The sequence below is a fragment of the Caballeronia sp. LjRoot29 genome (assembly GCF_964252755.1).
Classification (GTDB): domain Bacteria; phylum Pseudomonadota; class Gammaproteobacteria; order Burkholderiales; family Burkholderiaceae; genus Caballeronia.
Genome location: NZ_CAXUPU020000007.1, coordinates 132,605 through 146,057 on the forward strand (window position 1 = coordinate 132,605; position 13,453 = coordinate 146,057).

General features: G+C 59.7%; 11 protein-coding genes. 7 read left to right on the forward strand and 4 right to left on the reverse strand.

Annotated features, from left to right (window positions below):
• Positions 1-43: 43 nt before the first annotated feature.
• From ACSQ83_RS11040 to ACSQ83_RS11070, 7 genes are all read left to right on the forward strand, one after another.
• Positions 44-481: a MarR family winged helix-turn-helix transcriptional regulator gene (locus tag ACSQ83_RS11040; protein WP_414952759.1), complete on the forward strand. Its 438-nt coding sequence runs from the start codon at positions 44-46 to the stop codon at positions 479-481.
• Between the two features lie 82 nt (positions 482-563).
• Positions 564-2,045: an efflux transporter outer membrane subunit gene (locus ACSQ83_RS11045; protein ID WP_436228151.1), complete on the forward strand. Its 1,482-nt coding sequence runs from the start codon at positions 564-566 to the stop codon at positions 2,043-2,045.
• A 35-nt stretch (positions 2,046-2,080) separates the two neighbouring features.
• Positions 2,081-3,340, forward strand: a complete 1,260-nt coding sequence (locus ACSQ83_RS11050) for an HlyD family secretion protein (protein ID WP_436228152.1) — start codon at positions 2,081-2,083, stop codon at positions 3,338-3,340.
• Positions 3,341-3,400: 60 nt separating this feature from the next.
• Entirely contained in the window at positions 3,401-4,963 is a 1,563-nt protein-coding gene (locus tag ACSQ83_RS11055; protein WP_436228153.1) for a DHA2 family efflux MFS transporter permease subunit, read from the forward strand.
• A 220-nt stretch (positions 4,964-5,183) separates the two neighbouring features.
• Positions 5,184-6,689 (forward strand): xylulokinase, encoded by a 1,506-nt coding sequence (locus tag ACSQ83_RS11060; protein ID WP_436228154.1) that lies wholly within the window; start codon positions 5,184-5,186, stop codon positions 6,687-6,689.
• Complete coding sequence (locus ACSQ83_RS11065) at positions 6,686-7,354, forward strand: HAD family hydrolase (RefSeq protein WP_436228155.1); 669 nt, start codon at positions 6,686-6,688, stop codon at positions 7,352-7,354. The genes ACSQ83_RS11060 and ACSQ83_RS11065 overlap by 4 nt, the downstream gene beginning before the upstream one ends.
• A gap of 58 nt (positions 7,355-7,412) precedes the next feature.
• Positions 7,413-8,183 carry an SDR family NAD(P)-dependent oxidoreductase gene (locus ACSQ83_RS11070; RefSeq protein ID WP_436228156.1) on the forward strand — a complete coding sequence of 257 codons (771 nt, stop codon included), beginning with the start codon at positions 7,413-7,415 and terminating at the stop codon, positions 8,181-8,183.
• Between the two features lie 96 nt (positions 8,184-8,279).
• Here the strand turns inward: ACSQ83_RS11070 and ACSQ83_RS11075 are convergent, their stop codons facing one another.
• The 4 genes from ACSQ83_RS11075 to ACSQ83_RS11090 all read right to left on the reverse strand — a co-directional run bounded on the left by ACSQ83_RS11075 (position 8,280) and on the right by ACSQ83_RS11090 (position 13,453).
• A complete protein-coding gene (locus ACSQ83_RS11075; RefSeq protein WP_414952752.1) occupies positions 8,280-9,476 on the reverse strand; it encodes a porin in 1,197 nt (398 codons plus the stop codon).
• Positions 9,477-9,962: 486 nt separating this feature from the next.
• On the reverse strand, positions 9,963-10,820 hold the full coding sequence (locus ACSQ83_RS11080; RefSeq protein ID WP_414952751.1) for an SIS domain-containing protein: 858 nt from the start codon (positions 10,818-10,820) through the stop codon (positions 9,963-9,965).
• A gap of 109 nt (positions 10,821-10,929) precedes the next feature.
• Complete coding sequence (locus tag ACSQ83_RS11085; protein WP_436228157.1) at positions 10,930-11,922, reverse strand: ABC transporter permease; 993 nt, start codon at positions 11,920-11,922, stop codon at positions 10,930-10,932.
• A gap of 22 nt (positions 11,923-11,944) precedes the next feature.
• A complete protein-coding gene (locus ACSQ83_RS11090; RefSeq protein WP_414952749.1) occupies positions 11,945-13,453 on the reverse strand; it encodes a sugar ABC transporter ATP-binding protein in 1,509 nt (502 codons plus the stop codon).

Here is a 13,453-nt window from a genome sequence, read left to right on the forward strand (position 1 = left end):
TCTGACATGTCAAATAATATACGGTTCATCAACGGAGACAGCGATGAACCATTACAGCAAGCAAAATTTTCGGCTGACTGAAAGTATCGGTTTCTTGATCGCCAAGGCGCGCAACATCATGACGGTCGAGATGGATGCAGTCCTGAAGCACCTGGATATCTCCAGCCAGCAGATGGGTATCCTGATGTCGCTCAAAACCGGTTCGGCTGCAACGCCATTCGAGTTGTCGAAGGCGCTGGGAATTGATACCGGGCTGATGACGCGCATGTTGGACAAGCTGGAAACGAAAGACCTGTTGAAACGCTCGCGCAGCCTTGAAGATCGCCGGGTGGTAAACCTGGCGCTGACGAAAAAGGGCGAGGCTGTGGCGGGCCAAATTCCGAGCGTCGCACCGGATGTGCTTAACGCGCACCTGAAGAATTTCAGCAAGACCGAGTTCGAAGAACTGAACCGCCTGCTTCGTAAATTTATCGATGAGTAGGTTAGCTGATTAAAATAAGCTGAACAAACGAGTCGCGAATAAACCGGCCGTTTTTTTGTCCAATTATCTGACAGGTCAGAAAATGCAATCACAATCAAATCAGAAGTTGATCGGTTCGCGCGTGTTGAGGGCGAGCGTATCGGTGATGCTTGCCGCGGTGCTGTCGGCGTGCGCGAACTACGCGGGCATTCACAGCGACCAGCAGATGTCCCAGCCTCAATCGTACGAGACGACACAAAGCATCCCGTCAGAGAGCGGTCATTGGCCGGCAGCGGGTTGGGCCGATCAATTCGGTGACGCCCAGTTGAAAGGGTTGATTGCCGAAGCATTGAAGAACAGTCCGTCCCTCGATCAGGCGCGTGCCCGGGTTGCGTCGGCCAATGCCTATAGTGAAACGGCGAGGGCCGATACCATGCCGAAAGTAGGCGCGGACTATTCGATGACCCGCCAGCAATATTCGGCCACCGCGCTCGTGCCGCCGCCTTACGCGGGTTCGTGGCAAACCGAAAACAAGCTGCTGGCGTCGGCTTCGTATGACCTCGATCTGTGGGGCAAGAACCGGGAAGCGTTGAAGGCGGCGGTGTCGCAAACGCAGGCAAGCGCAGCGGATGCAGAGGTCGTGAAGCTGACGCTGACTGCGTCAATTGCCCGCGCTTATAACCAGCTTGCACGGCTTTACGATCAGCGCGATATCGCCGTCAAGGAAGTTGCACAACGCGATCAGATCGAACGCATTGCGGCGGGCCGGATTGCGACCGGACTGGACACCGAAGTGGAGCGCAAGACGGCGCAGGCAAACGTCGCGACCAGTCACGCATCCCTGACTGCGCTCGACGGCCAGATTCTCACGACGCGCTATCAGATCGCCGCGTTGCTGGGCGCTGGACCGGATCGCGGCTTGACGATCCAACGCCCGGCGCTTGGCGTAGGAGATCAGGTGCTGCTCCCCGACAACTTGCCCGCCGATCTCGTCAGCCGTCGTCCGGACCTGGTGGCCGCGCGCTGGCGTGTGGACGCCCTCACACATGATGTGAAGGAAGCGAAGGCTGAGTTCTATCCGGACATTAACCTGGGTGCATCGCTTGGCCTGGACGCATTCGGCTTTGGCCGCTTGCTGACAGCCGCGAGCCGGACCGCAACGGCAGGTCCGGCGATCCACCTGCCCATCTTCGATGCCGGCGCATTGCGCGCCCAACTCAAAGGCCGTTACGCCGATTTCGATTACGCGGTAGCGGCTTATAACCAGACGCTCGTCAGCGCGCTGAGCGACGTCGCGACGCAACTCGCGCAGATCCGCTCGACGGATGCGCAACTCGTCGATGCAGAAACCGCGCAGGACGCCGCGCATCGTGCCGATGAACTCGCGATCGTCCAGTACAAGGGCGGCCTCACGAATCAACTGACCGTGCTCAACGCTGACATGAACGCGTTGTCGGCGGACCAGGCTGTCGTCGATCTGAAGATGAACCGTCGTGACCAGCAGATCGCGCTCGCCGCAGCACTCGGCGGCGGCTACACCGACACCAGCGCCTCATCGTCATCACAAACTGTTGCCGCGCGCTGAGCCGGCATTCAACGGACCCATCAGGAGAAATTGCAATGAGCGACACCATCCAGTCCGACCGCGTGGCGGCGGATTCAAACAAAATGGTCAAGGGCCCCGTGCCGCAAGAGGCCGCACCGCGTACGAAACGCAAGCTGCTGCTTTCCCTGCTCGGTGCAGCAATCGTCATCTCGGCCGCTGCCTACGGCGCGTATTACTACACCGATGCGCGCTTCTACCAGTCAACCGATGACGCCTACGTCAGCGGCAATCTCGTACAACTCACACCGCAAGTCAGTGGCACGGTTGTCGCGGTGAACGCGGACGATACGCAGATCGTCAAGGTCGGCGACCCGGTCGTGACGCTGGACTCGGCCGATGCAAAAGTCGCGCTCGGCAATGCGGAAGCCACGCTCGGGCAGACCGTGCGGCAAGTGAGCAGCCTCTACGTGAACAACGACTTTTATGCGGCGAGCATCGCTCAACGCGAGTCGGATCTCGCCCGCGCCAACTCGGATCTGCAACGTCGTCAGGCGGTGGAGAACACCGGGGCGGTGTCCGCCGAAGACGTGTCGCATGCGCGCGATGCCGTCAAAAGCGCGCAAGCCTCGCTCGATGCCATCCGCCAGCAAGCCGAAGCGAACCACGTCCTCACCGACCGCACTTCCATTGAACAACACCCGAACGTGCAGGCTGCTGCAAGCAAGCTTCGGGATGCTTACTTAAGCTATGCCCGTAATACCTTGCCCGCGCCGGTGACGGGTTATGTCGCGCGCCGGTCGGTGCAGGTCGGGCAGCGTGTTGCGCCCGGTACGCCTCTAATGGCGATCGTGCCGCTCGACGGCGTCTGGGTCGACGCCAACTTCAAGGAAGGGCAACTGCGGCACATGCGCATCGGTCAGCCGGTGACGTTGACGGCCGATGTCTATGATTCGAGCGTCAAGTATCACGGCCGCGTGGTGGGTTTTTCCGCTGGCACGGGCAGCGCGTTTGCCGTGCTGCCCGCACAGAATGCAACGGGCAACTGGATCAAGGTCGTGCAACGCTTGCCGGCGCGCATCCAGCTTGACCCGCGTGAGCTTGAACAGCATCCGCTGCGCATCGGCTTGTCGATGGACGTCGAAGTCGAGACACGCGACGAATCCGGTACGCAACTGGCCGCTGCCACCAACACGTCTTACCGGACCGATGTGTTCGAGCAATACGGCGAGCAGGCCAACGCGGAGATCGCCAAGGTGATCGCCGACAACATGCCGATAGCCCCTCCCAAGACTGTGGCGAAGCGCGATCAAGCCCAATTCCATCGCGCTGGCTAAACAGCATTTTTTTAACCGGATATCTGACAAGTCAGATTAAATGTGTCATTGGGAGAAAACATGAATACGTCGTCTCAATCCGGCCCGCCCGCGCCGCTCACTGGCGGGAAACTGGCGCTTGCCACGCTTGCTGTCGCACTTGCCACGTTCATGAACGTGCTGGATTCGTCGATTGCGAATGTGGCTATTCCGACCATCTCGGGCAACCTGGGTGTCTCCGTCGATGAAGGCACGTGGGTCATTACCCTGTTCGCCGCAGCCAACGCCATTTCGATCCCGCTGACCGGTTGGCTCACGCAACGGGTTGGGCAGGTGAAGCTGTTCGTCTGGGCGATCCTGTTGTTCGTGATGTGTTCATGGTTGTGCGGTCTGGCGCCCAACCTTCCCGTGCTGCTTGGCGCGCGGATCCTGCAAGGAGCGGTCGCCGGTCCGCTGATCCCGCTTTCGCAAGCCATCCTGCTCGGTTCATACCCGAAGGAAAAGAGCTCGCACGCGCTGGCGTTGTGGGCCATGACCGCGACGGTAGGCCCGATCGTTGGACCGGCGCTTGGTGGCTGGATCACCGATAGCTACTCGTGGTCCTGGATCTTTTACATCAACATTCCAGTGGGCCTGTTTGCAGCCGGCGTGACGTGGGCGATCTACCGGACGCGCGAAACGCCGGTGAAGCGGATTCCCATCGACAAAGTGGGCCTGATCTCGCTGGTCGCGTGGGTCGGTTCGTTGCAGATCATGCTCGATAAAGGCAAGGACCTCGACTGGTTCACCTCGCCGGTGATTGTCGCGTTGGGGCTATTTGCGTTGATCAGCTTCGTGTTCTTCATGATCTGGGAGTTGACGGAAAAAAATCCGATCATCAATCTGCGGCTCTTCAAGGGACGTAATTTCCTGGGTGGAACCGTCGCGATTTCAGTCGCCTATGCGCTCTTCTTTTCGAACCTCGTGATCTTGCCGACGTGGATGCAGCAGTACCTTAACTATCGTTCAGTCGATGCCGGTCTCGCTACCGCACCGCTGGGTATCTTCGCCGTGCTGCTTACGCCGGTGATGGCCAAGATCATGCCGAAGAGTGATGCGCGGGTGCTCGCCACCTTGGCGTTCGTTGGTTTTGCCGGCGTGTTTTTCATGCGTTCGTTCTACACGACGGGCGTCGATACCTGGACCCTGGTCGCTCCTACCTTGTTGCAAGGCATTCCCACCGCGCTGTTTTTCGTGCCGCTGACGGCGATCATTTTGTCGGGCTTGCCGGCTGACAAAATACCCGCCGCTGCAGGGCTGTCAAACTTCACACGGGTCTTTGCGGGTGCGGTTGGAACGTCCCTCGTGAGCACAGGCTGGAACGACCGGACGATCCTGCATCACGCTCAACTGGCTGAACAAACGAGCGTCAACAATCCGAACTTCGGTGCGAGTATCAATGCGTTGCAGAGCACGCTGGGAGGAAGCGTGTCGCAAGCAATGGCGTTCTTCGAATCGTCGCTCAACGCGCAGGCCGCCATGCTTGGACTCAACGATATCTTCTGGCTTTCGGCAGTCATTTTTATCGCGATCATCCCGCTTATCTGGATCACCAAGCCGAGCAAGGACGGCGCCGCAGCGGCTGCGGGAGCGGGCGGTCACTAGGTTTCAGGTTGCTTAAATAAAGTTAGCAAAAACAACGATAATGATAAAGAGCGTGGAGGCGGCGCGAGAGGTTAGTCCCTTTATAAATGGGATATGCGTCAATTGACACGATCAAAAAACGTAGTCAAAATAACGTTAATAAAATATAGACGCAATCGCTCGCACCTCAAACCTGCGAGCGATTGCCTGCTCGTTCAGGCAGTACCTGAGGATTCGAGTAATGGAGACGTATTACCTTGCCATCGACGTTGGCACGGGTAGCGCCCGCGCTGCCCTGGTCAATACGCATGGCGTCATTGTGAGCATGGCGGCGCGCGAACACGAGCAGATCGTGCCGCGCTACGGCTGGTCCGAACAGCGTCCGGCCGACTGGTGGCTGGGCGTTGCTGCTGCCATTAAAGAGGTCCTTGGCGGCACCCCCCATGCCGCTGAAAACATCGCGGCTATCTGCGCATGTGGCCAGATGCACGGCACGGTTCTCATCGGGCCGGATGGTCAGCTCACCCGCGAAACCGCACCGCTGTGGAATGACAAACGCACGCTTGCTCAAGTGGCTGCCTTTCGCGCGAGTCAACCGGCTGCATCGTATCTGCCGTTGACGGCCAACCCGGCAACACCCGCATGGCCGGGCTTCAAATTGCAATGGCTCAAGCAGAACGAGCCCGACGCATACGCGCGTGCCGCAACGGTGTTCATGCCGAAGGACTACATCAATTTCCGGCTGACAGGCGAGCGCGCCTGGGACTGGAGCGACGCATCCACCAGCTTCCTGATGGACCCTGAAATGCGGTCATGGTCCCAGCCCATGCTCGATCAGCTGGGTCTCGACGGCAGCAAGCTTCCACCTATCCGCTCGCCGCAAGAGATCCTGGGAACGATCACCTCCGAAGCGTCGCACGCAACCGGCTTGCGCGAAGGAACACCCGTGCTGGTCGGCGGGGCCGACTATCCGCTTTCGATGCTCGGCTCAGGCGTATATGGACCCGGTCTCGGCTCGGATATTACCGGCACATCGTCGATCATCACGGTGATCGCAGACACCCCCATGCTGCACCCGGAAGTCTCGAACATGATCTCGGCGGAAGGGCTCTGGGGAAGGTTCATGCTGCTCGATTCTGGCGGCGATGCAGTGCGCTGGGCGCGCCGCGCATTTCACGAAAACACCTTGAGCTACGAGGCCGTTGCACAAAAAGCGGCTGATGCACCCGTCGGTTCCGAAGGGCTTTTCTTCTTGCCTTACCTGACCGGCGAACGGCTTGGCGAGCATTCGAATTCGCGCGCCCAGTTCTTCGGTATCGGGGCGAAGCATGGGACGGCGCATCTGCATCGCGCGGTGTTGGAAGGGGTTGCTTTCGGCGTGCGGCGGCACATTGGCGTGATTGAATCGGCGGGCGTGCGCATGGAGCGCTTGGTCGCGGCTAGCGGGGGCGCCAAGGCTTCTCTCTGGCTGGAGATCAAGGCAAGCATGTATCGCACGCCTATCCTCGTGCCTGCGCAGCTCGAATGCGGCGTGATCGGCTGTGCGATTCTTGCCGCGACGGCGCACGGCCAGTTCGCGCGTCTGGGCGATGCAGTCGCGGCCTTCGTTCAGTTCGAACGCGAGGTCCTGCCAGATCCGCGGGCCAGTGATACCTACGATCGGATGATGCCGATCTTCGAGCGGCTCTACACGAGTTCGCAACAGTTCTACGACGACCTGGATCGTCTTGCCGAGGCTCATGCATGAAGGAAGCAATCAAAGCTGTCTTGTGGGACATGGACGGCACGCTCGCCGACAGCGAAGCACTGCATTTGAGCACACTGGTGACGGTGTTGGCACAGCATGGAATAACAGCAGGCGATGAATTACATGCGTCGATATTCGGCAAGACCGGCCGCGAAGTGCACGCGTTCTGCTGCGAGCGTTTTGGTATCGATTTCGACTACGAACCATGGACGATGGCAAGGGCGCGGCACTACGTGTCCGAAGCCCCGAAGATGCAGCCACGACCCGGCGCGCTGAGTGTTTATCACGCAGTGCGTGCAGCGGGAATACGCCAAGCCATTGTGTCGAATTCACCGCGCATGTTGCTTGAAGCGGGGCTTCTCGCGCTCGACTTGCAGGACCCGCAACTGATCTCCATCAGCATTAACGACGTGCGTGCCGGCAAGCCCGATCCCGAGCCCTATCAGCGCGCTGCATGGCTGCTACGCGTGCATCCCGGGGAAGCGATGGTGGTGGAAGACAGTCCGACCGGCGCCCGCGCGGCTATCGCAGCGGGCATGCGGGTACTGGCGTGGCCCGAGCATGAAAGTGCTGCGAGTACCTTTCCCGAAGGCGCGAAAATCGTGCACTCCGAATACGAACTCGCCGATGCATTGGGCGTTCAACTTGCGGTACATGCGCGTTGAAGACCCCGGCCAGTACGCAGCGCGATCCGATCAACACCTTCAATAGCGAGGCAACATCATGACAGGCGAACTCAAAGGCGCGGAAATAACTGCTTTCCGTCCCGGTCTCTTCGACGGCAAGACGGTCCTCGTATCGGGCGCAACCAGCGGCATCGGCCTCGCCATCGCGAAAGGTTTCGCAGCGTTAGGCGCGCAGGTGATCGCAACCGGCAGCTCGGCCAGCAAGCTCGAAGGATTGCGCGCGGACGCCGAACTCGAAAACATCCGCTTCGAGCAACTGGATGTCCGCGATAACGACGCCATCAAAAGTTTCGTCGCTACCCTGAGCGTGCTCGACGTGCTGGTGAATGCCGCCGGCGTGGCGCGTCCCGTCGATGAATACAGTGACGATGTCTTTCGCGAGGTGATCGATGTCAACCTCACGGCAGCCATGCGCCTCGCCATGGCCGCCCGTAGCAAGCTCGAGCACGCCCGTGGAGCGATCGTCAACGTGGCGTCGATGCTGAGCTATATCGCCGACGTGGATGTGCCGGCTTATTGCGCCAGCAAGACTGGCATTCTTGGTTTGACGCGTTCATTGGCTCATTCGTTTGGCCCGGCAGGGGTGCGGGTGAATGCGATTGCGCCAGGCTACCATCGCACCGACATGACACGCGCGCTTTGGGAAGTACCGGCTAGCGCGGAGAAGATAGCAGCGCGCAGCGCGCTCAAGCGTTGGGGCGAAGTGGACGACCTGGTAGGCGCCACGGTGTTCCTGGCATCGCCGGCGTCGGCGTTCATCACGGGCGTCACGTTGCCCGTGGATGGCGGCTACGCTTCAGGCGTGTAAAACGGAAAAAGCCTTCTCTCTCGCGGAAACCGAAAAGAGAAGGCCACATGCTGCTAAAAAAGCTTAGGAGTACCGTCCTAAGCGTTGCACGACTTTTTAGAACTTGTGCGTGATGCCGACAATCGCTGCCAACTGGTGATTGTTGGACGAGAAGGACGATCCGCTGAAGTCTGCTACAGCCTGCTTGCCCGTCGAATCCACGCCCGATGCGGTTTCGAAGAAGCCGATCGCGTAGAGCGACGTACGCTTGGACAACGAGTAGATGGTGCCCAGGTTGAACTGGTTGTACTTCGCGCTGCCCACGCCATCGGCGCCGCTGTTATGCGTGTAGATGTAGGCGCCGGCCAGCGTAAGGGCCGGGGTCAGCGCGTACTTTACGTTCAGTTCGCCTGAATTGAACGTAGCAGTGCCGCCGTTGTACTTGGTGCCGAAGCTGCCCACTGCATTGACCTGACCGAGGTTCTGGAACTGCGTGTTCGAGTACAGCAAGGCGATCGTTGCCGATCCCAGCACGTACGAACCGCCGGCCGTGATGATCTGCTGCGAACCTGCTGAAGCGTAGCCGCCGTAAATCCGGCTAGGCATGTTGTTGTTCCCACCCGCAGCCGAAGTCGGCGTCGACGAGTTGCCCTGGTTGCCGAACGTGGCGTAATACGGGTCCTTGGTGAAGTTGTAGCTGGCACCCAGCTTGAGCGGGCCATTGACGTACGACACAGCTGCGTCGGTCACTTCGTTGCGCGAGAACTGGCCGGCTTGGCCGCCCAGGCTGTACAGGAGGCCGACCGTCAAGCCGCGGTAATTCGGGCTCGTGTACTTGAGGGCGTTCTGGATACGGTTCGACGTATCGACGTTATCGACGTCGCCTGCGCGCGTGCCGTAGCCGAGGCCGGATGCAGCCCAGTCAGCGCCCGACGCGAACGAAGCAGTAGCGTCGTTACTGGCCGAGTACTGGCGGCCCAGCGTCACCGTACCGTAGGTATCGCTCTTCAGGCCGACGAAGGCCTTGCGGCCGAACTCCAGGCCGCCTTGGCTCAATGCGCCCGTGCCGAGGGTATAACCGTTTTCAATGGTGAAGATTGCCTTGAGGCCGCCGCCCAGGTCTTCAGCGCCCTGCAAACCCCAACGTGACGAGTTGGCGCTGGACAACGCATATTGCTTCGCACCCTTGACGTTGTTGTTAAAGAGAATACCGCCGTCGGCAATGCCGTACAGCGTTACGCTGCTTTGTGCGTGTACGGTGCCGGACAATGCTCCGATAGCAAGGATGGCAGCCGTGGTCTTTTGGATTTTCATTTTGTTGTGCTTCAGTTGGGAAAAGAGGAGACATCCTATTTGATAGGGTCGTAAAGTCCCACCGATGTTTGATTGTTTGGTTATTCCGTTGCTTTCTAAAGCAACATGCTAAAAATTCATATAGCCGAAATAATTAGCATTCCAAACCGTGCAGCATGGGAGCGACCCGATCACGAGCAGGCGGTTCGACCTTTATCCATCGAGGTGTAAGGTTTTCGAAGGGTAATGAACGTTCGGCTCGACGAACCTTAATGTGGCCCGATTTCAATTGTGTGAAATCATATTTACGTTCGGGCTTACACGGAACATTCAATTCGCATGCGTGTTATTTGAACAACAACTTATTGAAAGACTCGCAATTTCGGTGAGATTCAGGCTTATGTGTCCGCGCAGGCCCTTATCCAGAGCCGTCAGGCGCGGCAAGCGCCTGATGCAAAGACCGGAGAGGCCTTTATCATTTGATGCAAGCAACGAAAGCTGCCGCTATTAAATAACGCCGGTCGAGCGCATGTCGGCCAAGCGCTTTTTCATGTCCAGCACGGCGAGCGTATGAGCGTCGCCTTTGCGCAGAGCGACGCTTGTTGAAAGGATATCGATAATGACGAGCGCGGCAAGCCGGGACGTGGTCGGCGTATAGACATCTGTATTTTCCAGCGTCTCCGCAATGACCGCGACGTCAGAGAAGCTCACTAGCGGGCTATTAGATCCGGTAATCACAATGACGCTTGCGCCGCGTTCACGGGCGGTCCGCGCGACCTCGATCAGCGAGCGGGTAGAGCCCGTGTTCGAGATGGCCACGACCGCATCGCCGGGCTTGAGCATGGACGCGGCAATGAACTGCTGATGCGAATCCTGATGCGCGACGCATGGCACGCCGAAGAGGGGAAACTTCTGCTGCGCGTCCAGCGCGACAATGCCCGATGCACCGAACCCGAAGAACTCGATACGCTGCGCTTTTGCCAGCAAATCCACTGCGCGCCCAATAGCCGCAAAATCCAGCTTCTTGCGCGCCCAGTCGAGGCTCGTGATGGTGTAGTCGAAGATCTTGGTAGCGATGGTTTCAGGGTCGTCGCCCTTGGCGAGTACCGAGTGCGTGGCAGGGGCGCCGAGCGCGAGGCTCTGCACCATGCGGATCTTGAAGTCCTTGAACCCGCTGCATCCGAGCGTCGAACAAAAACGCAGCACGGTTGGCTCGCTGACCTGCGCGTTGCGCGCAAGCTCAGCCAGGTTGATGTCGGAGATCGAAGCCAGGTTTGCAAGGATGTAGTCGGCCACTTGCCGGCTGCCGCGGCGAAGGCCGGGGCGCGCGCGGTCGATCAGTTCGAGGATGTTGTAATCGGGCACTCGATGTTCCTTCGTTCATTGTGCACGGGGCGCCGCAAGCGGCGCCCCGTGCTGGCGTAAGGCCAGGCTGCCAAGTGTATCGGACGAATTGGACGAATGGGATAAGCCGCTAGCGGCGCCAGAAACGGGCGCCGCGCTGGGACAGGACAGCCGCGACAATGATCACGCCCATCACCACTTGCTGATGGTAACCCGGCACGCTGGCGAGGTTCATGATGTTGCCGATCACACCGAGGATCAGCACGCCCATCAGCGTATTCACGGCGCCGCCTTTACCGCCTGCCAGACTCGCACCGCCGATCACGACCGCTGCAATCACAGTCAGTTCGTCGCCCACGCCGACGGTCGGCGCACCCACTCCGGCACGCGACGTCGAAATGATGCCGGCAAGCGCCGCGAGCAACCCTGAGCTGACATAGGTGCCGAGCACATGCCGCGCAACAGGTACGCCCGAAAGCCGCACAGCTTCTTCGTTCGATCCGATCGCGCGGACTACGCGGCCGGCACGCAGCCGGTTCAGCGCAATGCCGCCCATCACGAATACGATCAGCATGACGAGCGTGGGTCCCGGAACCCCAAAATACGAGTGACGGCCGAAGTCGAGCAACGCCTGGCCGGGATCATCGACGAGGATTGGCGAGCCGTTGGAGACGATCATTGCCACGCCTCGCGCAACGGTCATCATGGCCAGCGTGACAACAAACGGTGTCAGACGGAACCACGCGATCAACGCGCCCGATACAAAGCCGCAAACACCGCCGACCAGGAGCGTGACGAGCAGGGCGACGCTCAGGCCGTACTGAGGAATAAGCATGGCCGACACCACACTGCCCAGCGCCGCAATGGAGCCGACCGACAAGTCGATACCACCGGTCAGCACGACCAGCAGCATGCCGACCGACATGATGCCGACGCCCGCGACCTGACGCGAGATGTTAGACAGATTCGCCACCGAGAAGAAATCGCTCGATACGAACGACGCGGCAATCACGAGCACGATCAGGATCGCAACCGTGTTGAAGCGGCGCGCAACCGACCACCAATGTCTCGCCTGGCCGGACTGGGCCTGATGAGATTTATGACTGACAGCGCTGGAATTCATGATGCGAGTCTCCGTGACTGGTTTATTGAGCAAGCGCTGCCGGCGCTTCGTCCGGCGTACGACGCAAGGAAAGCGAGAGGATCTGCTCTTCGCTGAAATCGGCGGGCTTGAGTTCACCGCGAATCTCGCCTTCGCCCATCACGAGAATGCGGTCGCACAGACCCATCAACTCCTGGTGCTCCGACGAGATCACGAGTACCGCCTTGCCCCGTTCCGCGAGCTGGTTGATCAGCGTATAGATTTCCACCTTGGCGCCCACGTCGACACCGCGTGTGGGTTCGTCGAGGATGATCAGGTCGCCGTCCGCATGAAACCATTTGGCGAGCACGACTTTTTGCTGGTTGCCGCCTGATAACGTGGAGACATCGGCGTCCATCGAACGGGCCTTGATGCGCAGTTGTTCCATCAACTTCTGAACGAACGCGCGCTCGCGGCCGAAGGCCAGAAAGCCACCCGGGCGGCTGACGGATTTAAGCGCTGCGAGCGTGGCGTTGACGCGGATTGGCATCGATAAAACCGCGCCCTGGCCTTTACGATCTTCAGGGACGAAGCCGATGCCGGCCCTGACCGCCGCCATTGGCGAGCGAATCGCCAGCAGCTTTTGTTTCAGTTCGATGGTGCCGGAGTCGCGGGTGTCCGCACCAAAGATCAGCCGGGCAACTTCCGTGCGCCCCGAGCCGATCAGTCCACCCAGCCCAACGACTTCACCCGCGCGCAGCGTGAACGACACGTTGCGCACCGCATGACCGCGTACGAGGCCGGTGACCTTCAGCACTTCGGCGCCGAGCGTTGCGTGACGCTGCGGAAACAGCACTGAAAGCGGGCGGCCGACCATCTTGCGAATGAGTTCATCCATGTTGAGATCGGCAGGCTTGACGGTGTCCACGCGCTTGCCGTCCTTGAGCACGGTGATGCGGTCGGCAATCGCAAACACCTCTTCCAGCCGATGCGATATATACACGATGCCCACGCCGCGCGAACGCAGGTCGCGCACGATCTCAAGGAGCTTGTTGGCGTCCGACGGCGCGAGCGCGGCAGTGGGTTCGTCCAGCACCAGCAGCTTGACCTGGCGGCTCAGCGCCTTGGCAATTTCAATCACCTGGCATTGCGCGGTGGACAGGCTGCCGACCAGCGCTGAAGGGTCGATGTCAAAGCCAAGGCTCGCGATCAATTCATGCGCGCGCTTGCGCAACGAACGCCACTCGATCACGGCTGGCAACGCGCCAAGAAACACGTTTTCAGCGACCGACAAGTCCGGCGCCAACGCGGTTTCCTGATGAATCACCGCAATGCCTTCTTCCATGGCCGCATGCGGATTTCGCAAGGACATCTCGCGCCCTTCGACCTGGATCGTTCCGGCATCGGGTTGATGGCCGCCGCCGATAATTCGCATCAGCGTCGACTTGCCCGCGCCGTTCTCGCCGACAAGCGCATGGACTTCGCCGCTAAGGACATCGAAGTCGACGTCTTCAATGGCGTGAATGCCGCCGAAGCGCTTGTCAACGCCGGTCAGGGCGATAAACGGAATCAT

What these genes read in the sequence shown, in the direction of transcription:
- ACSQ83_RS11065 (WP_436228155.1), top strand. Translation starts at nt 6,686, where the DNA reads ATGAAGGAAGCAATCAAAGCTGTCTTGTGGGACATGGACGGCACGCTC.
- ACSQ83_RS11060 (WP_436228154.1), top strand. Translation starts at nt 5,184, where the DNA reads ATGGAGACGTATTACCTTGCCATCGACGTTGGCACGGGTAGCGCCCGC.
- ACSQ83_RS11045 (WP_436228151.1), top strand. Translation starts at nt 564, where the DNA reads ATGCAATCACAATCAAATCAGAAGTTGATCGGTTCGCGCGTGTTGAGG.
- ACSQ83_RS11090 (WP_414952749.1), bottom strand. Translation starts at nt 13,453, where the DNA reads ATGATTCCGTTTATCGCCCTGACCGGCGTTGACAAGCGCTTCGGCGGC.
- ACSQ83_RS11075 (WP_414952752.1), bottom strand. Translation starts at nt 9,476, where the DNA reads ATGAAAATCCAAAAGACCACGGCTGCCATCCTTGCTATCGGAGCATTG.
- ACSQ83_RS11085 (WP_436228157.1), bottom strand. Translation starts at nt 11,922, where the DNA reads ATGAATTCCAGCGCTGTCAGTCATAAATCTCATCAGGCCCAGTCCGGC.
- ACSQ83_RS11040 (WP_414952759.1), top strand. Translation starts at nt 44, where the DNA reads ATGAACCATTACAGCAAGCAAAATTTTCGGCTGACTGAAAGTATCGGT.
- ACSQ83_RS11050 (WP_436228152.1), top strand. Translation starts at nt 2,081, where the DNA reads ATGAGCGACACCATCCAGTCCGACCGCGTGGCGGCGGATTCAAACAAA.
- ACSQ83_RS11070 (WP_436228156.1), top strand. Translation starts at nt 7,413, where the DNA reads ATGACAGGCGAACTCAAAGGCGCGGAAATAACTGCTTTCCGTCCCGGT.
- ACSQ83_RS11055 (WP_436228153.1), top strand. Translation starts at nt 3,401, where the DNA reads ATGAATACGTCGTCTCAATCCGGCCCGCCCGCGCCGCTCACTGGCGGG.